The organism is Kluyvera sichuanensis, assembly GCF_014218705.1.
Lineage (GTDB): Bacteria > Pseudomonadota > Gammaproteobacteria > Enterobacterales > Enterobacteriaceae > Kluyvera > Kluyvera sichuanensis.
Map to the genome: position 1 here is coordinate 370,638 of NZ_JABBJF010000001.1, position 17,412 is coordinate 388,049.

At 53.2% G+C, this 17,412-nt stretch carries 15 protein-coding genes; 10 read left to right on the forward strand and 5 right to left on the reverse strand.

Annotated elements, in window-relative coordinates; genetic code table 11:
- Positions 1-54: 54 nt before the first annotated feature.
- Genes HII27_RS01775 through HII27_RS01795 form a run of 5 tightly spaced genes read left to right on the forward strand, consistent with a single transcriptional unit; the run spans position 55 to position 4,443 of the window.
- The gene (locus tag HII27_RS01775) at positions 55-1,311 is read left to right on the forward strand and encodes a flavin-containing monooxygenase (RefSeq protein ID WP_185666250.1); all 1,257 of its coding nucleotides are present in this window, start codon (positions 55-57) and stop codon (positions 1,309-1,311) included.
- Between the two features lie 26 nt (positions 1,312-1,337).
- Positions 1,338-1,769: a RidA family protein gene (locus HII27_RS01780; RefSeq protein WP_185666251.1), complete on the forward strand. Its 432-nt coding sequence runs from the start codon at positions 1,338-1,340 to the stop codon at positions 1,767-1,769.
- Positions 1,769-2,443, forward strand: a complete 675-nt coding sequence (locus tag HII27_RS01785; protein ID WP_185666252.1) for a DUF1028 domain-containing protein — start codon at positions 1,769-1,771, stop codon at positions 2,441-2,443. Before HII27_RS01780 ends, HII27_RS01785 begins: the two co-directional genes overlap by 1 nt.
- Complete coding sequence (gene argE, locus HII27_RS01790) at positions 2,436-3,581, forward strand: acetylornithine deacetylase (protein WP_185666371.1); 1,146 nt, start codon at positions 2,436-2,438, stop codon at positions 3,579-3,581. The genes HII27_RS01785 and argE overlap by 8 nt, the downstream gene beginning before the upstream one ends.
- A gap of 43 nt (positions 3,582-3,624) precedes the next feature.
- Positions 3,625-4,443 carry a phytanoyl-CoA dioxygenase family protein gene (locus HII27_RS01795; RefSeq protein WP_185666253.1) on the forward strand — a complete coding sequence of 273 codons (819 nt, stop codon included), beginning with the start codon at positions 3,625-3,627 and terminating at the stop codon, positions 4,441-4,443.
- Between the two features lie 195 nt (positions 4,444-4,638).
- Here the strand turns inward: HII27_RS01795 and HII27_RS27500 are convergent, their stop codons facing one another.
- The gene (locus HII27_RS27500) at positions 4,639-5,085 is read right to left on the reverse strand and encodes a SymE family type I addiction module toxin (protein WP_185666254.1); all 447 of its coding nucleotides are present in this window, start codon (positions 5,083-5,085) and stop codon (positions 4,639-4,641) included.
- 323 nt (positions 5,086-5,408) lie between these two features.
- On the opposite strand from HII27_RS27500, the gene HII27_RS01805 reads away from it, so the two are divergent.
- The 3 genes from HII27_RS01805 (at position 5,409) to HII27_RS01815 (ending at position 9,175) form a co-directional block, all read left to right on the forward strand.
- Complete coding sequence (locus tag HII27_RS01805) at positions 5,409-6,494, forward strand: PDDEXK family nuclease (protein ID WP_185666255.1); 1,086 nt, start codon at positions 5,409-5,411, stop codon at positions 6,492-6,494.
- A 208-nt stretch (positions 6,495-6,702) separates the two neighbouring features.
- Positions 6,703-7,857, forward strand: a complete 1,155-nt coding sequence (locus tag HII27_RS01810) for a hypothetical protein (protein ID WP_223883120.1) — start codon at positions 6,703-6,705, stop codon at positions 7,855-7,857.
- A 170-nt stretch (positions 7,858-8,027) separates the two neighbouring features.
- Positions 8,028-9,175 (forward strand): IS3 family transposase gene (locus HII27_RS01815; protein WP_185666256.1). Its coding sequence is split into 2 segments (ribosomal slippage): positions 8,028-8,265 and positions 8,265-9,175, totalling 1,149 coding nucleotides; the frame shifts between segments, so codons are not numbered across the junction.
- Positions 9,176-9,425: 250 nt separating this feature from the next.
- Here HII27_RS01815 and HII27_RS01820 read toward each other — a convergent pair.
- From HII27_RS01820 to paaZ, 4 genes are all read right to left on the reverse strand, one after another.
- Positions 9,426-10,349 carry a hypothetical protein gene (locus tag HII27_RS01820; RefSeq protein ID WP_185666257.1) on the reverse strand — a complete coding sequence of 308 codons (924 nt, stop codon included), beginning with the start codon at positions 10,347-10,349 and terminating at the stop codon, positions 9,426-9,428.
- Between the two features lie 388 nt (positions 10,350-10,737).
- Positions 10,738-11,109: a glyoxalase superfamily protein gene (locus tag HII27_RS01825; RefSeq protein ID WP_185666258.1), complete on the reverse strand. Its 372-nt coding sequence runs from the start codon at positions 11,107-11,109 to the stop codon at positions 10,738-10,740.
- 251 nt (positions 11,110-11,360) lie between these two features.
- Positions 11,361-13,628, reverse strand: a complete 2,268-nt coding sequence (tynA, locus tag HII27_RS01830; RefSeq protein ID WP_185666259.1) for a primary-amine oxidase — start codon at positions 13,626-13,628, stop codon at positions 11,361-11,363.
- Positions 13,629-13,845: 217 nt separating this feature from the next.
- Positions 13,846-15,891: a phenylacetic acid degradation bifunctional protein PaaZ gene (gene paaZ / locus HII27_RS01835; protein ID WP_185666260.1), complete on the reverse strand. Its 2,046-nt coding sequence runs from the start codon at positions 15,889-15,891 to the stop codon at positions 13,846-13,848.
- Between the two features lie 285 nt (positions 15,892-16,176).
- Here paaZ and paaA point away from each other — a divergent pair, with 285 nt between their 5' ends.
- Together paaA and paaB are read left to right on the forward strand one after the other, a co-directional pair.
- On the forward strand, positions 16,177-17,109 hold the full coding sequence (paaA, locus tag HII27_RS01840) for a 1,2-phenylacetyl-CoA epoxidase subunit PaaA (protein WP_185666261.1): 933 nt from the start codon (positions 16,177-16,179) through the stop codon (positions 17,107-17,109).
- Between the two features lie 11 nt (positions 17,110-17,120).
- A complete protein-coding gene (paaB, locus tag HII27_RS01845; RefSeq protein WP_032943000.1) occupies positions 17,121-17,408 on the forward strand; it encodes a 1,2-phenylacetyl-CoA epoxidase subunit PaaB in 288 nt (95 codons plus the stop codon).
- Positions 17,409-17,412: the final 4 nt, after the last annotated feature.

The following is a 17,412-nucleotide window of genomic DNA, read 5'->3' on the forward strand; positions in this document are numbered from 1 at the left end:
GAGTTCTGTCAATTCCGGCGACATCGTCGGCAACCGTGCTTGAAGGACAGAAAAATGACAGAACACATTACCGAAATCGATACCCTGGTGGTTGGCGCGGGGCAGGCGGGCGTCGCTATGAGCGAACATCTGACGGCGTTTGATATTCCCCATCTGGTGCTGGAAAAACAGGGCATCGCCCAGGCGTGGCGTACCGGGCGCTGGGACTCGCTGGTTGCCAACGGTCCGGCCTGGCACGACCGCTTTCCCGGCATGATGTTCCCGGACTGCGACGCCGACGGCTTTGTCGGCAAAGAGCAGATTGCGGACTATTTCGCGGCCTACGCCCGCAGCTTTAACGCGCCGATCCGCACCGGCGTTGAGGTCTACAGCGCCGAACGCCTGAAGGGGCGACCGGGTTTCCGCGTAGAAACATCGCAGGGGGTGATTGAAGCCCAGCGCATCGTTGCCGCCACCGGGCCGTTCCAGCGCCCGACGATCCCGGCGATTGCCCCGGTGACTGATGCCATCGATCAAATCCACTCCGCGCAGTATTACAACCCGCAGCAGCTTGCCGAGGGCGGCGTGCTGGTGGTTGGCGCAGGCTCTTCCGGCGTACAAATTGCCGATGAATTACAGCGCGCAGGTCGTAACGTGTGGCTCTCCGTCGGCGCGCACGACCGCCCACCGCGCCGCTATCGTGAGCGTGATTTCTGCTGGTGGCTTGGGGTGCTAGGGTTGTGGGATGCGGCGGCAAACCTGCCGGGCAAAGAGCACGTCACCATTGCGGTGAGCGGCGCGCGCGGCGGCCATACAGTGGATTTCCGCCTGCTTGCCCATCAGGGGGTCACGCTGGTCGGGCAAACCCAATCGTTTGACGGCGCAACCGCCACTTTCCACAACGATCTGGCCGACAACATTCAGCGCGGCGACGACTCTTATCTGGCGCTGCTTGACGCGGCGGACGCCTACGTTGCCCGCAACGGTCTCGATCTTCCACAAGAACCCGCGGCCCGCGAGTTTCTGCTCGACCCGGCGTGTATGACCGAACCGCTGTTAAGTCTTGATCTGATGCAGGCCGGGATCGCCACCATTATCTGGGCCACCGGCTACACCACCGATTACCGCTGGCTGAAGGTCAACGCCTTTAACGACGCGCAGCGCCCGCAGCATCATCGCGGCGTCTCTACCGAGCCGGGCGTCTATTTTCTGGGGCTGCCGTGGCTCTCGCGCCGCGGCTCGACCTTTATCTGGGGCGTATGGCACGACGCGAAATACATCGCCGACCAGATTGCCATCCAGCGCCAATACCAGCACTACCAGCCATCCTGATAACCCGTGAATTGAGGAACGTAACGATGCCAACCCATACCCGTATCCGCATGTTTAACACCAAAGAGACCTACCCAAACCAGTCGCTGAACAACGATTTATGTCAGGCGGTGCGCGCGGGTAACACCGTGTACGTGCGCGGGCAGGTCGGTACCGATTTTGACGGCAATCTGATTGGCCTTGGCGACCCGCGCGCGCAGGCCGAGCAGGCGATGAAGAACGTGGCACAGTTGCTCAAAGAAGCGGGCAGTGACCTGACGCATATCGTGAAAACCACCACCTACCTTATCGACCCGCGCTACCGCGAGCCGGTATATCAGGAAGTGGGCAAGTGGCTGAAAGGTGTTTTCCCTATCTCGACCGGCGTGGTGGTCTCGGCGCTGGCGCAGCCGCAGTGGCTGATGGAGATTGACGTGACGGCGGTGATCCCCGACGACTGGAACAGCGAGGTGGCGTAATGACAATTTCAATTGCTGCACTGTGCCCGGAGTCCGGGCAGTTAGGTATTGCGATTAGCTCCTCAAGCATTGCCGTGGGCGCGCGCTGCCCGTGGCTGCTGGCCGGGGTGGGCGCGGTCTCCAGCCAGAACATCACGCTGCCGTCGCTGGGGCCGCATATTCTCGGTGGACTGGAGGCGGGCAAGACGGTGGAGCAGGCGCTCAACCGCGCGCTGGCGGAGGATCGCTTCAGTGAATACCGTCAGGTCACGGTCATTGATGCCAGCGGCGACGTTGCCACTTTTAGCGGCGAACACACGCTGGGCATTGGCGAAACGCTGGCGGGGGAAAACTGCGTGGCGGCGGGGAATATGCTGGCGGACCGGGGGGTGATTGCCGCGATGGTCGAGGCCTTTGAAAACGCCACCGGAGAACTGGCGAGCCGACTGATAGCCGGGTTACGCGCCGGCATTACCGCCGGTGGCGAAGCCGGGCCGGTGCATTCAGCGGCGGTAAAAGTGGTGGAGGACTACGCGTGGCCGGTGGTCGACCTGCGTGTCGACTGGGCTGATGACGATCCGATTGCCGAGCTGGAGCAGCTGTGGCTCGCCTATGAACCGCAGATGGAAGCCTATATCACCCGCGCGCTGGACCCGCGCGATGCCCCATCTTACGGCGTACCGGGCGATGAATAACACCGCGCGCGATATTCTCGCCGTACTGTTGGCCTTTGATACCACCAGCCGCGAGTCCAATCTGGCGTTGATTGACTGGATTGCCGATTTTCTGGCCGCGCGCGGCATTCCCTCTCAACGTTTTTACAACGAAGACGGGGGCAAGGCCAACCTCTACGCCCGCCTGGGGCCATCCGGGCCGGGTGGGGTGATGCTTTCCGGTCATACCGATGTGGTGCCAGTAGACGGGCAGAACTGGAACGTGCCGCCGTTTACCTTAACCGAACGAGATGGGCGCTACTACGGGCGCGGCAGCGCCGATATGAAAGGCTTTATCGCCTGCGTGCTGGCCTCGGTCGAGGCGTTTCTGGAAGCCCCGCTGCGGATGCCACTGCATCTGGCGTTCTCTTACGACGAAGAGGTGGGCTGCCTCGGCGTGCGCAGCCTGGTGGCGCATCTTGAGGCCTCGCCGGAAAAACCGGCGCTGTGCCTGATTGGCGAACCGACGGAGATGCAGCCGGTCTACGGCCACAAAGGCAAACTGGCGATGCGCTGCTGTGTGGAAGGACAGGCCTGCCATTCCGCCTATGCGCCGCAGGGCGTGAATGCCATCAACTATGCCGCGAAGCTGATTAACCGACTGGATGTGCTGGGTGAGACGCTGGCACACCATGAAGACCCGCGCTTTTCACCCGCGTTCAGCACGCTACAGGTGGGGACAATTCACGGCGGCGCGGCGCTGAACATTGTGCCGCAGTCCTGCTGGTTTGATTTTGAGATTCGCTATCTGCCCGGTGTGGATCCCGAAACGGTCACCGCGTCGCTGGCGGAATATGCACAGCAGTTGCTGCCGCAGATGCGCCGGGTAGCGGAACGCAGCGATATTCAGTTTCAGCCGTTAAGTCATTATCCGGGCCTGCTCAGCGACCCGCAGTCAGACTTTGCCCGCGGGCTGGCCCAGTGGTGCGGCAGCGATAATTTCTCGACCGTGGCGTTTGGCACCGAAGGCGGATTATTTGATGAGGTGGGCGTCGCCACGCTGATTTGCGGGCCGGGCAGTATGGCGCAAGGTCATAAGCCTGATGAGTACATCAGCATTGCGCAGATCGAACGCTGCATGCAGATGCTGGAGAACCTGTGCGCCTGGATGCGCGACTAACCGTAGTTTCCTCAACCGAACGCTCAACACAGGATCCTAAGCGATGCAAAATGAACGCGCTGCACGTATTGATCAACACACTATCGACCGCTGGCAGGCCGATGGCGTGGTGTTATTGAAAGGCGTATTCACGTCGTGGATTGAACGACTCTCCAGCGGCGTGGCGGCGCTGATGGCTAACCCCAGCGAATATGGCCATGCGCGCACGGTGATCCCGAAAGACGGGTCTGCACCATTTTTCCAGGACTACTGTAACTGGTCGCGAATCCCGGAGTTTGAGGATTTTGTTTTTGAGTCGGCGGCAGCAGAGATTGCCGCTACGCTGATGCAGTCGCAGACGGCGAAGTTTTTTCACGAACACACGCTGGTGAAGCAGCCGGGTGGCAGCACGGTGACGCCATGGCATCACGATCAGCCTTATTACTGCGTTTCTGGACGGCAGAACGTCAGTTTCTGGATCCCGCTGGATCCGGTCGCACAGGAGACGTCGCTGCGTTGCATTCGCGGCTCACACCTATGGGAGGCTGAATTCAGCCCAACCCGCTTCAACGGTACTAAACTTTACGACCACGCGCGTTTTCGTTCGCTGCCGGATATCGACGCGCACGAAGCGGATTACGATATTGTCAGTTGGGATCTGGAGCCGGGAGATGCCGTGGCGTTTCATTTTCGCACCGTGCATGGCGCGCGAGGAAATCATACCCCACGTTCACGACGCGTTTTTTCCGCCCGTTGGGTAGGTGATGACGCCACCTTTGCTGACCGCGGTGGCGTGACCTCGCCACCGTTTCCTGAACTGACGCTTCGCGACGGTGAACCGCTCGACTCTCCGCTGTTTCCGCTGGTTTGGCCGAGAGGCTAGCCGTTGATGCCGGGGGCGACCAGTCCTGAACGTCTGTGCGTTGCTGTAATCCCGGCGTCGCGTTGCTCGGCCGGGCTACGCCTATATGTGATAGCGGCAAACATTTTCCCGACTTCGCCCGGGCTACCGATCCCGTAGCCCGGCCAAGCGCAGCGCCGCCGGGAACAGCTCCGAGCTCGACCAGGCTACTCGTTGTCAGAATTTCCCGCCCGTTTTACTCCGCTTAATCGCTGGAATATCCCCGCTATCGTTCAACGCGCCAGGAAAGGTTTTCAGCCATGCTTTCACTTTGCGCTGGTTGATATTCGCGACGCTCAAACCTTCAATGCAGCCCCATAGCTCTCGAGTATTCTGCGGGGTAATCACAATACAATCTTTCATCACGCGGACTTTAACGGGCATGCCGTCGATAAATCCGGCCTGAGAGAGCCAATCTCCGCCAAGGTGAACGGCGCGGCCTTCTACAAAGGAGTAAAACTCGCAGTGGGTGAAATCGGGTACGGTAGTTGGGGTGAGGGGTGTTGCCATGGGGCAGCCTCCGATGAGTGATTTTTCTCTCTCATTGGCGGCTAAATCAGATGGGGTTAGAACGACCGACTCATCGATACCGGGGCATCTTTCGACGCCTCGCTGGCCCACCATTGAGATGGTAACTGTGCGAACGACATACGCACGTTTTTCCGATGAAGTTAGGTCAGGAGGCTAATCCCGGTACCTGATTTTGCAGCTACCGGTATAGGGTAAAGCGGTTAGTGGGGTTGGGCAAGAGTGGGGGCTGGAAGGGGGATCGCAGAAATGAAAGTATATAATGGTGGTTTAGGGGGGAAGAGTGACTGTGTTCCAATGGTGATATCAATGAATGAAAAGTTGACGATCTAGACCATAATTTACGATCTTGGCTGTGTAGGTACTTCATTAAATATGGCATATTTGTATGTAGGAAATATTTGAAAGGAGATAACTGAATGTTTCGTGTCGATATAGAAAATAAGACGTTAATCAAACTAAAACCAACAAATTTCTCAGAGCTTGGGCTAAAAGAACGTTTCGATATTCAGGAGTGGATCGAAAAAAGTCCATCTATTTTAGGGGGGGACCTGCTTGTGATTGGCAAAGAAGTCATCCTTGCCTCTGGCAAGCGCCTTGATTTGCTTTGCGTAAATAAGTCGGCAGCACTAGTTGTTGTTGAATTGAAACGGGATGATTCTGGCTCGTCCGTTGAATGGCAGGCCATCAAGTATGCCTCGTATTGCTCAAGTCTATTGTCGGATGAGATTTTTAAAATATATGCGGACTATTTAAAAAAAACTGAATCTGTTGCAGTTAAAAACATTGAAGAGTTTATTGATTTTGATATTAAGTTTCTTAATATGAAGCAGCATATTATTTTGGCTTCAAAGGAGTTCAATTCTGAAGTTATCTCTGCAGTATTATGGTTGCGAGAACATGGCATAGACATTCAATGCACTCGTCTTGCACCATTTATTGATTCTAATGGTGAGTTGTTTATCAAGCCAGAAATAATTATCCCGTTACCGGAGGCAAAGGATTATATTGAGCGTAAAGAAGTTAAACAAAAAGCTATCACTACAAATCAAGATGAATGGACTGGTAGTTGGTTCGTGAATGTAGGCGAATGTGAATATAGAAATTGGGACGACAATAGACAGTTTGGTTTTATTGGAGCGGGTCAAGGTAAGGTGTATTCATCTGCGCTTAACCGTCTTGCAGTTGGCGATAAAATTTATGCTTACATGAAGGGATGTGGTTACGTCGGTTTTGGCGAAGTGACTAAACCAGCGGTTATGATTCGCGATTTTATAACCGATTTAAATGAACCACTGCTCTCTGCGGGATTGAAAGCGGAACGCCCAAACGCAAACTCTGACAATGAAGAGTTTTCTGAATGGGTTGTTGGTGTTCGTTGGATCAAGTCTCTACCGAGAGAGAAGGCAAAAACGTTCTCTGGAGTCTTCGCGAACCAGAATGTCGTCTGTAAATTGCGGCATGAGCAGACACTGAAATTTGTTCAAGCTGAATTCGGCCAGTAAGGACTTTTTTGAGTTAAACTCGCTATTGGCAAAAAGAAGATGTGTTTTCTGAAAAGAATGTCTGCTATGAGCGAGAAGCGGACATATGATGTTTAGAAACCGCGCGATTTGCAGTTAAGCAATCTAAGTTACTGAGGTACCATAGTTGAAACTGCTGGTAGGTTTGTGTGAAACACAGTCATTATCACTATAAGGAAATGAAGTTGAAATGAATACTAAACTTTTAGCCTATTTAAACAATGAGTTACATGGAGTGTGGATAGATAGTGAAAATCGCAATATCCACATAATACTTAAATCAAGCATTCCTATGATTAAATCCGTCTGGTCAGGAGCACCTATCCATCTTTTGGTAGGTTTATCTACTAAAAAAAATATACTAGTGATCGGGATGTTGATTGAAGATAATGTCGATAATCCATTTTTACTGGCCTATCCACCAAGAGAGGAAGATGAAATTAAAGGGCTTGGTTTGTTATTGTCAGGTGATTATGATGGTGTTCAATTAACATTTTTTGACTCGCATACAATGCGTGTTATGGATCTGAAAATAAAAGTTTCAGAAAATTTATCGGATAAATGTTTAAAAATTTTTTGTGCTGATTCCTATTCTCTCAATTCAGGATTTAGAGAAGGCAATGAAGCAATGGATGAATTCTGCAACAATGCTTTGACTGGTAACGAGAAAATATTCAGTCTGCCACTAAGTGTAATCGATAAAAAATCTTACCTTGCAAGTGTTCATGAACCAAACGATACCGAATTAACATATGAATTTAGCGCCAGCAAAAACGGCTCTGAGGGATATGAGCAGGAAGCTCTTATAAATCATGCTTTGCGGCAAATTTTTTCACCTGAAGAAGTATTTTTTTCTCCCGATGTTATTGAGGGTAATAAAAAAAGAGAGCTAGTTGATATTCTTGTTGTAGAAAATGACCACGTATTATCTATACAGTCTAAAGCATCATCATTGATTGAAATGGGATTAAAATCTCATGAGAAACTTTGTAGCATGTATAAGAAAAAAGCATTACAAGGTATCGATCAGGTTAAAGGCGTTATCCCAATTCTAAATAATGATGTGGTTATTAGTCATGATGGGATGGAACATTTAATAAAGAGAAAAAGGGATGTTTATCATTTGGTGATAATCTCAGATCTTGTTTTAGAGAAAGAAGGTGCTGAAAAGATTTATGATGAAATTAGAAACCTTAAAGAATCAAAAGGGGCGAGAGTTTTAGTTATGAGTCTTGATGGTCTTGTAAATTTTATAAAACTATCAAGATTAAATAAAAGAATGTTTTGGGAAATGCTGGAGACTAAATACAAGTTCAGCAAAAAAAAACCGTACAATTTTAATTAGAGACATCGACTCTAGCCAAGAGATTAATCTACCATTACTTGCCACTGATCAATACCTATCACTTCTTCGAGGTAAGGGAAAATTAAAATAAATTTTTTCAATGATACTGAATCGCCACGGGTTTAACAGACACCTCAGAGTCATTTAAGATGGCTTAAAGAGAGGTGCCCATGAGCAGTAAGCGTTATCCCGAAGAGTTTAAAATTGAAGCAGTCAAACAGGTTGTTGATCGCGGTTATTCTGTTGCCAGCGTTGCAACACGTCTCGATATCACCACCCACAGCCTTTACGCCTGGATAAAGAAGTACGGTCCGGATTCTTCCACTAATAAAGAACAGTCAGATGTTCAGGCCGAGATCCGCCGTCTCCAGAAAGAGCTGAAACGGGTTACCGACGAACGGGACATATTAAAAAAAGCCGCGGCGTACTTCGCAAAGCTGTCCGACTGAGGTACGCCTTTATCCGTGACAACACCTGTTGCTGGCCTGTTCGCCTGCTCTGTCGGGTGCTGGATGTTCATCCCAGTGGTTTTTACGCCTGGCTTCAGCAGCCGCATTCACAACGCCATCAGGCAGACCTGAGACTGACAGGACAGATTAAACAGTTCTGGCTGGAATCGGGATGCGTCTATGGTTATCGTAAAATCCATCTGGATCTGCGGGACAGCGGGCAACAGTGCGGAGTGAACAGAGTCTGGCGACTGATGAAACGTGTCGGGATAAAGGCTCAGGTCGGATACCGGAGCCCGCGGGCACGTAAAGGCGAGGCCAGTATCGTGTCGCCCAACAGGCTCCAGCGACAGTTCAATCCGGATGCTCCGGATGAGCGTTGGGTAACGGATATAACCTACATCAGAACCCACGAAGGCTGGCTGTATCTTGCCGTGGTTGTTGATCTGTTCTCACGCAAAATTATCGGCTGGTCCATGCAATCCCGGATGGCAAAGGACATTGTCCTGAACGCACTGCTGATGGCTGTATGGCGGCGTAATCCCCAAAAACAGGTGCTGGTTCATTCGGATCAGGGCAGTCAGTACACAAGCCATGAGTGGCAGTCGTTCCTGAAATCACACGGCCTGGAGGGCAGCATGAGCCGTCGCGGTAACTGCCATGATAATGCGGTTGCAGAAAGCTTTTTCCAATTGTTGAAACGCGAACGGATAAAGAAAAAGATCTACGGAACGCGGGAAGAAGCCCGCAGCGATATTTTTGATTACATCGAAATGTTTTATAACAGTAAGCGTCGGCATGGTTCTAGCGATCAGATTTCACCGACAGAATATGAAAACCAGTATTATCAACGGCTCGGAAGTGTCTAGATTATCCGTGGCGATTCAAACGTCCAAAGAGCGCGCAGTTTCATGTCAAAAAATAAACAGCTTGTCTGCTTCTGGCACAGGGCTGCTGTTGCAGCCCTGACAATTTTAAACTTAAACTATTTCAGCGTTATCTAACGAATCGTCGGCTTAAACACCTAAGTAATAAACTGTCCTTTCCAGTTTTTTATAATTTAGAAGCAGTTGGATCGTTAGTGGATTTTTGTTTTTCTTGTATATCATCAGGCAAAGACTAGGCACCAGAAACCATTTGGTAATATGAAAAGTAGATATTGCCTGTTTGAGCTGCATGACGTTTTTTTCTTAGCAGCAAGCTGACGAAATCAATGCGTTCCTCAAACACGGCCATGAGGTCACCGCCATCCATGAGGAGAATAGATGCCCCACCTGCTTGGTGGGCCGCTACACCATCTTGAGAGAATCCATTGATTGAAAGAAAGATTCCTAGGGTGTTTTCTAATTTTGTACGTACTTTATCAGTGAACGAGGCCAGAGATGCTTTGTTAACAAGTTCTTTATGCCATTTCGCTTCAAACAAATATTCTGTGCCGTCGAGGGTAAACGCACCGTCTAACTGTTCTCCAAGGTTCTTGAAGGAAGCCTTCGGGTCTAAGTCGAAAAGCTCAAAAAGTTCATACATAATCCGTTCAAGTTCAAATCCTCTACCTTGTGGGTCACTCGAGCTGATTAGCGCCATATATTTGTTTTTGATTGCTTCAAGTTTCTGACGAACAGCTGCATTTTTACGCAGTTTTTGTGCTGCTATTTCTTGTCGCTTCTTGATTTCATCTTGTTCACGCTTGCTCTCTTGATGTGTCCCTACAAGTTGCTTCAACTGATTGACTGCGTTACGCGCTTTCTCAACCTTAGCGGAACCATCATCAAGAGGTTTAAGATGAGAGAAATCTGTCAATTTGCATAGTTCGTAGCAGATTTTGGTGAGATCACCTAAGTGATTTGTAGGATTGGCTACAAGGAAATCGACAACATCAGATGCGATCTGTCGTTTGTAATTTTCCCAGTTAAAGGAATTCAGGACAGCAGGATTTGAAAGGCAAAGGCTCAGAAAACCGCGTAAATCAGATTTGTACCAGTACACTGAGCACAGGGCTTCTTTAAGAGCCATTACGCCAGCGGGTGAAAGTTGTTTTGCCATGGATACTCCCAAACTTATTGAAGGACCAGCTTAAATAACAAAAGCCTTACCATAGGGTACCAGCTTAATGGGATGACCCATTGGCTTACTTAGATATTATGCAAACATACTAAATAACGGTTTCAAATAGTAGAAATCTTTGACTGAACTCTACCCATATTGGTGACTTACTCTCCGTTGATTGACATCCCCTCAATGTTGTCAACATCCGCTTCTGGCACAAAGCGGCCCTACAAAACTCGTTCCAAATCTACTTCACAAAAAAGAATCCGGCCCAGTTCCCTTGAACCACTCCCCATCAATCGCCATCTCTTTCATCTCCTCAAAATGCCGCCGTGCAACGTGTCGACGGCAGAGTAGTTGAACTCGCGGGGGCTAGCTGTATGAGTTATCTTCCAATAATCTGCCCAACATCAATCCGATTCCCATCCGGGTCGGCGAACACAAAAGCGCGAATACCGTAATCCTTATCCTGAATTCCTTTGACGATCCTGGCCCCTAACGCCTGACAGCGTGAGTACAGGGCGCTAGCGTCATCAACAAGCAGGTGCGCGATAGGAAAAGCCGCCGCTTTATGCTGTGGCTGGAGCGTCAAATGCAGCTCCGCTTCTTCGCGCTTCAATATCACAAACCCCACCGGATCGCCGTTTTCAAAAACGACTTCAAAATTGAGTCCATCAACGTAGAACGCTTTGGCAAGCTGGATATCTTTAACGGGGAGCACGGCCGCGATACGGCCAAATCTGACATGCTGCTGCATGACTAACCTCGTGGGTATAAGCAATGAGTCCATAGCGCAGGGCGGTGCCGTTGCTATGCGGCTGGGCGGTGCCAGATTGAGGATGACGATAGCGTATTTTAGAACGGCGGGAAAACAAAAGTTTAACGGGTTGACATTGGGGGCGATCCCGGCGGCGCTGCGCTTGGCCGGGCTACGAGTTGAGCGTAACCCGGACCCCGCTTCGAGCATAAAAAAACGGCCCCATCGCTGAGGCCGTCTTACATCATAACTTACTTCTTCTTCTCGCCCAGCGTCGGCGTCTCGTCAAAGAAGTTCCACGGTTTCAGCAGCGCGTGGGCCCACTCGGTTGGCATAATCGGCCACTCTTCGGCGCGCGCCACGTGGGTGGTGCCGGTGGTGATCCACACCACGTCATCGTGGTTGGTCAGCGACTCGTTATCCTTCGCATACTGGCCGAGGCCGGTATCGTGCACGGAACGGTTAGGGTATTTCCCTTCCGGATAGCGCTCTTCCTGATGGTAACGGGTCACCCACAGCTGTTTATCCATAAAGCTCAGGCGATGGTAAATCCACTCGTCCGGGGCAAACTTCGCGCCGGTTGCTGCCGGGTGTGTGCCGCCTGCGTAAGGGATAATCTGGTAGGAGACCGGGTTACCCATACGGTTTTCTTTGGTGGTGTTGCTCAGCAGACGAATCGTACCCGGGTCAAATTTCTGCGCCGCTTTCTGCTCGCTGTCGATGGTGTACTGGTTCACCTGCATGGTACTGGTACGCGGGCCGCCCGCGGTGTTCGGCTTCACTTCCGGGTCCATTGCCACCAGGCTGTTATTTTCGCCGTCCACGTCGAGGTCGAGGCGGAAGTTGTAAATATGCTGGTGGGTGGTGCCGACGATATTATGGTCGATCAGCGTGCCGTAACGGGTATCGTCTTTGGCGCTTGGGTCGTGCATGGTCTTCGCCTTCACGCCCTTAACCGCTTCAATACCGGTCGCCCCGGCATCGATGCCGATGGTGCCGTTTTCGTGGAATACCCAGTCGAAGATGTAGTCGTAGTTACCCACGGTACTGATCCAACGAACCACCAGTTCACGACGCTCGGTGCTGACGTTCGGCTGGCCCATCTCCTGGTGCTTGTATTCCGGCCCGGCGTAGCGTTCGAATACCGCCACGGCGCGAGGAATAGTGGTTGGCGTGCCGGTGTAGTCGGCAATGGTCTCATCCAGCAGCACGGCGTTGTTCGGCGCATCTTTGCCGCGTGCGATTGGCGAGGTCAGGGTGCCCATGCCGTAGTCGCCGGAGTCCAGATACGCTTTGAAGTACCAGCCTACGTCCGGGTCGCCGTAAGGCACGATCATCCCACCCAGCGATCCTTCGTACATCACCTGGCGCTTGGTACCGTTATCGTTATAGGTCACGGTGGAGAGAATTGGCCCCACGCGGGAGTTCAGGCGCAGGTGGAAGTCCCAGTTCTGCCAGTGGATCATATCGCCGGTGATGGTGTAGTTCTTGCCTTCCGGCTCGATGATATCCAGCGGTTTCACCGATTTAGCCACGCGATCGCGGCCATCAAACGGACGGGATTCCATCGGCACCGGGATCACCGGGCCTTCTTCAATCTTGATGATTTTCTTCTGCTCAAGGTCAACCACCGCCACCAGATTTTCGATCGGGTGCGCCCAGTAGTTGCCGTCGCCGGTATCCAGATAGCTCACCACTTTCAGCAGACGCGCGTCCTGCTTCAGGCCGTCTTTGCCGTCGAAGTAGCCGACGGTCAGCGGGGTGGTGATCACTTTAGTGGTGTCTTTGATGCCGTGTTTTTTCAGCACGTCAGCAAATTCGGTGCTGGCGTTGATGATGTTCTGCACGCTGACGAAATCGTCAATCAGCACCATGCCGTGTGCGTCTTTAATTGGTTTCCAGGAGAGGACTTTTTTATTCTGCAGGTCAACCACGGCTTCAATCACGTGTTTGCCATCCAGCATCACCACGTCGGCGGTGCGCGGGGCGTTAACCGGGGTGCCTTTTAAGGCGAATGCCCACACCGCCTGTTTGTCCGGCTCGTGCAGGGAAATTTCGGTAAAGCGAGTGTTTGGCTGGAACTCTGGTGCGGCCTTCACAATGGTGACCGCTTCGCTGATTTCAGCGGAAGAGAGCGAGTTCAGCGGGTGCGGCACTTTCTCAACCTGGAAGGTTTGGTCGAGACCAGACTGGAAAACGTCGTTGATAAAGGTATCGGACACCCACGCTTTACCGTCCTTCATCACCACCGGCACCTGCAGGTTCAGGGTTTTGCCGTTGACGATGGCGGTTTTCGCGCCCGGTTTGACCTTCACAAATGCCCCGTCTTTAATCAGCGTGTACATCTGCGCGTAGTCATCCCACTGAACGTCAGCGCCGAAATCCTGCAAAGTTTTGTCCATTGGAACCATATGCGCTTCGCCGCCGTGGGCGAAGGCCGGAGCTTGCCAGGCGCAGAACAGGGCGACGGCCAGCGCCAGCGCTGTTTTACGGTTTGAACGAATCGAGCCTTTTGACATTGTGACCTCATTTTATCGTTATGTTGTGCCTTGCCGCTGCTACTTCGGCTTCAGTCTCTTAAGCTAACAGCGGAACGTCACGAAGCGTTTGCTTGCGCTTGCCAGGTTGTTTGTCAGTTTTGCCAGTTACAAAAAATGCCTCCGCAGAGGCATTGGGTTTTCATGTGGGGCATTCCCGGCGTCGGCTGCGCCTCGGCCGGGCTACAACATCGAGACCTTACGCTGGGAAATCCCCGTGCTGACGCGCAACCAGCGTCAGAATGGAGTACAGCGCCACCGCCTGCTGATGCTGATTGAAAATCTCCACCGACCATTCCACCACGCCAGTGGCTTTCTCTTCGGCGTTACGCTGGCGCTTGACCGTTTTACGCTTACAGATCAGGCGCACCTGGATGGTATCGCCCGGCTTAACCGGCTCGATAAAGCGCAGGTTTTCCATACCGTAGTTGGCGATAACCGGGCCGACGCCCGCGTCAACAAACAGACCGGCTGCCGCCGAAATCAGGAAGTAACCGTGCACCACGCGCTCGCCGAAAATGGAATCGGCTGCGGCAATCTTGTCCATATGGGCATAGAAGTGGTCGCCGCTGAGGCAGGCGAAGTTGACGATATCCGCTTCGGTCAGGGTACGGCGAGGGGTCAGCAGGCTATCGCCCGGCTGGATCTCCTCGAAGTACTTACGGAACGGGTGAATACGGTCTTCCACCACCTGTGCGCCGCGCACCCATTGCTGGCTAACCGCGGCGAGCATGGTTGGGCTGCCCTGAATGGCGGTGCGCTGCATGTAATGTTTCACCGCCCGCAGGCCGCCCAGCTCTTCGCCGCCGCCCGCACGTCCTGGGCCGCCGTGTACCAGCTGCGGCAGCGGGGAACCGTGACCGGTGGATTCCGCCGAGGATTCTTCGTTCAGCACCTGAATGCGTCCGTGAGCGCGAGCTGCACCGAGGATAAACTCGCGCGCCAGCTCGCCGCTCGCCGTCACCAGCGTGCCTGCCAGGCTGCCTTCGCCCGCGCGGGCCAGCGTCATGGCGTGTTCGGTATTCTGATACGGCATCAGGGTGGCAACCGGGCCAAAGGCTTCAATGGCATGCACCGCTGAAACCTCATCCGGCTGCGCGCAGAACAGCAGCGTTGGCGGGAAAAAGGCCCCGGCCGCGCTGAGATCCGCTTTGCCGCCCAGCAGCACTTCACATCCCGCGTCCACCAGACGGTTAACGTTGTCCTGCACGTCCTGACGCTGATCGCTGTTGACCAGCGAACCCATCTTCACGCCTTCCTGCGCCGGGTCGCCGACCACCACTTTTTGCAGACGGGCTATTAATGCGTCGCTCACCGCTTTTACCTGTGCCTGCGGCACGATAATGCGGCGGATGGCGGTACATTTTTGCCCGGCCTTGGTGGTCATCTCACGCACCACTTCACGGATGAACAGCGCAAATTCCGGCTGCTCTGGCGTGACATCGTCGCCCAGCACGCAGCAGTTCAGCGAGTCCGCTTCCATGGTGAAGGGGACAGACTTCGCCACCAGATTCGGATGCACGCGCAGCTGTTGCCCGGTGTGTGCCGAACCGGTAAAGGTCACCACGTCCTGGCTGTCGAGGTGGTCGAGCAGGTCGCCCGCGCCGCCGCAGATAAGGCTAATCGCGCCGTTCGGCACCAGGCCGCTGTCGATAATCGCTTTCACCATCGCCTGGGTCAGCTGGGCGGTGGCGGTGGCTGGTTTGATGATCGCAGGCATCCCGGCAAGCCAGGTCGGTGCCAGCTTCTCTAACATGCCCCAGCAAGGGAAGTTAAAGGCGTTGATGTGCACCGCGACGCCGGACTTTGATGTCAGCACGTGACGAGCGGCAAAGCCACCCTGTTTGGACAGTGGGATCAGCTCATCTTCCGGCCACAGCACGTCGTCCGGCAGCTCGCGGCCGCCCAGGCTCGCATAGGTGAAGAGGGTGCCGATACCGCCTTCGATATCCACCCAGCTATCGCCGCGCGTCGCGCCGGTCTCAGCGGAGATGGCGTAGAAATCGGCCTTCAGCTCCATCAGATGTTTAGCGACCGCTTTCAGCATCGCGCTGCGTTCAATAAAGGTCATCGCCTGAAGCGCTTTGCCGCCGTGCTCAATAGCGAAGCGACGCGCCTGCGCCATATCCAACCCTTCGCTTGTCACGTCCCACAGCGGTTCGCCGCTGATGGCGTGGTGAATGGTGCGGGCACGGCCCCGGCCGGTTTGCCAGGTGCCGGACAAATAGCTGGCTAACTGCTGCATGGTGTTTCTCCATATATGTTACGTAAACCTGCCTTTAATAGTTCTTTTCTGAATCATGAAAAGCAAGCCTGATTTTAATAATTTATTAACAATGCGATCGCAGACACTTTACGTGTATTGATTATGATTCGGTTTCACTGCGATAAATCAACGGGGATTGCGGTGCGCATCACAAAATTCACAAACAAAATTTGTGGTTTTATTTAACTAAGATGTAACTTTTATAAAACAACATGATTCACAAAAATTGAATTGTTGAATTTATCGGAATCATAAGGTGATGACGTGACAACAGAAGAACAACGCTTTGACCAGCGCATCGCGCAGGATACCGCCATCGAACCGCAGGACTGGATGCCGGACGCGTACCGCAAGACGCTGATCCGCCAGATTGGCCAGCACGCGCATTCGGAAATCGTCGGCATGCTGCCGGAAGGCAACTGGATCACCCGCGCCCCAACGCTTCGCCGCAAAGCGATTCTGCTGGCGAAGGTGCAGGACGAAGCCGGGCATGGCCTCTACCTCTATAGCGCGGCGGAAACCCTCGGCTGCGCCCGTGAAGATATCTACCAGAAGATGCTCGACGGGCAGATGAAGTACTCCTCCATCTTTAACTACCCGACGCTCACCTGGGCGGATATTGGCGTGATCGGCTGGCTGGTCGATGGCGCAGCGATCGTTAACCAGGTGGCGCTGTGCCGTACCTCCTACGGCCCGTATGCCCGGGCGATGGTCAAAATCTGCAAAGAAGAGAGCTTCCACCAGCGTCAGGGCTTTGAAGCCTGCATGGCGCTGGCGGCGGGGAGTGAAGAGCAGCGTCAGATGTTGCAGGACGCCATCAACCGCTTCTGGTGGCCAGCGTTAATGATGTTCGGGCCGAGCGATGACAACTCACCAAACAGCGCCCGCAGCATGGCGTGGAAAATCAAACTGCATTCCAACGATGAACTGCGTCAGCGCTTTGTCGACAACACCGTTCCACAGGTTGACATCCTCGGCATGAAGGTGCCGGACGCTGACCTGCTGCTGGACGAGGCCACTGGTCACTATCGCTACGGCGAAATCGACTGGCAGGAACTCAATGAAGTCATTAACGGGCGTGGCATCTGTAATCACGAACGTCTGGGCGCCAAGCGCAAAGCCTGGGAAGAGGGTGCATGGGTGCGCGAAGCCGCGCTGGCTCATGCTGAAAAACAACGCGCTCGCGATGCCGCCTGAGGAGAAAAAGAATGAGCAAAACATACTGGCCGTTATACGAAGTGTTTGTCCGTAGCAAACAGGGTCTATCGCACCGTCATGTCGGCAGTTTGCACGCCGCCGACGATCAGATGGCGCTGGAAAACGCCCGTGATGCCTACACCCGCCGCAGCGAAGGCTGCTCTATCTGGGTGGTGAAGGCGAGCGAAATCGTTGCTTCACAGCCGGAAGAACGCGGTGAGTTTTTCGACCCAGCTGAGAGCAAGGTCTACCGTCATCCGACCTTCTACACCGTGCCAGACGGCATGGAACATATGTGAGGCA

Excerpts from the sequence above, each read along its gene's own strand:
- paaB (WP_032943000.1), top strand. The coding sequence starts at position 17,121 with ATGAGCAAAACATACTGGCCGTTATACGAAGTGTTTGTCCGTAGCAAA.
- HII27_RS01805 (WP_185666255.1), top strand. The coding sequence starts at position 5,409 with ATGTTTCGTGTCGATATAGAAAATAAGACGTTAATCAAACTAAAACCA.
- HII27_RS01785 (WP_185666252.1), top strand. The coding sequence starts at position 1,769 with ATGACAATTTCAATTGCTGCACTGTGCCCGGAGTCCGGGCAGTTAGGT.
- HII27_RS01780 (WP_185666251.1), top strand. The coding sequence starts at position 1,338 with ATGCCAACCCATACCCGTATCCGCATGTTTAACACCAAAGAGACCTAC.
- HII27_RS01820 (WP_185666257.1), bottom strand. The coding sequence starts at position 10,349 with ATGGCAAAACAACTTTCACCCGCTGGCGTAATGGCTCTTAAAGAAGCC.
- paaZ (WP_185666260.1), bottom strand. The coding sequence starts at position 15,891 with ATGCAGCAGTTAGCCAGCTATTTGTCCGGCACCTGGCAAACCGGCCGG.
- HII27_RS01775 (WP_185666250.1), top strand. The coding sequence starts at position 55 with ATGACAGAACACATTACCGAAATCGATACCCTGGTGGTTGGCGCGGGG.
- HII27_RS27500 (WP_185666254.1), bottom strand. The coding sequence starts at position 5,085 with ATGGTGGGCCAGCGAGGCGTCGAAAGATGCCCCGGTATCGATGAGTCG.
- HII27_RS01810 (WP_223883120.1), top strand. The coding sequence starts at position 6,703 with ATGAATACTAAACTTTTAGCCTATTTAAACAATGAGTTACATGGAGTG.
- argE (WP_185666371.1), top strand. The coding sequence starts at position 2,436 with ATGAATAACACCGCGCGCGATATTCTCGCCGTACTGTTGGCCTTTGAT.
- HII27_RS01825 (WP_185666258.1), bottom strand. The coding sequence starts at position 11,109 with ATGCAGCAGCATGTCAGATTTGGCCGTATCGCGGCCGTGCTCCCCGTT.
- HII27_RS01795 (WP_185666253.1), top strand. The coding sequence starts at position 3,625 with ATGCAAAATGAACGCGCTGCACGTATTGATCAACACACTATCGACCGC.
- tynA (WP_185666259.1), bottom strand. The coding sequence starts at position 13,628 with ATGTCAAAAGGCTCGATTCGTTCAAACCGTAAAACAGCGCTGGCGCTG.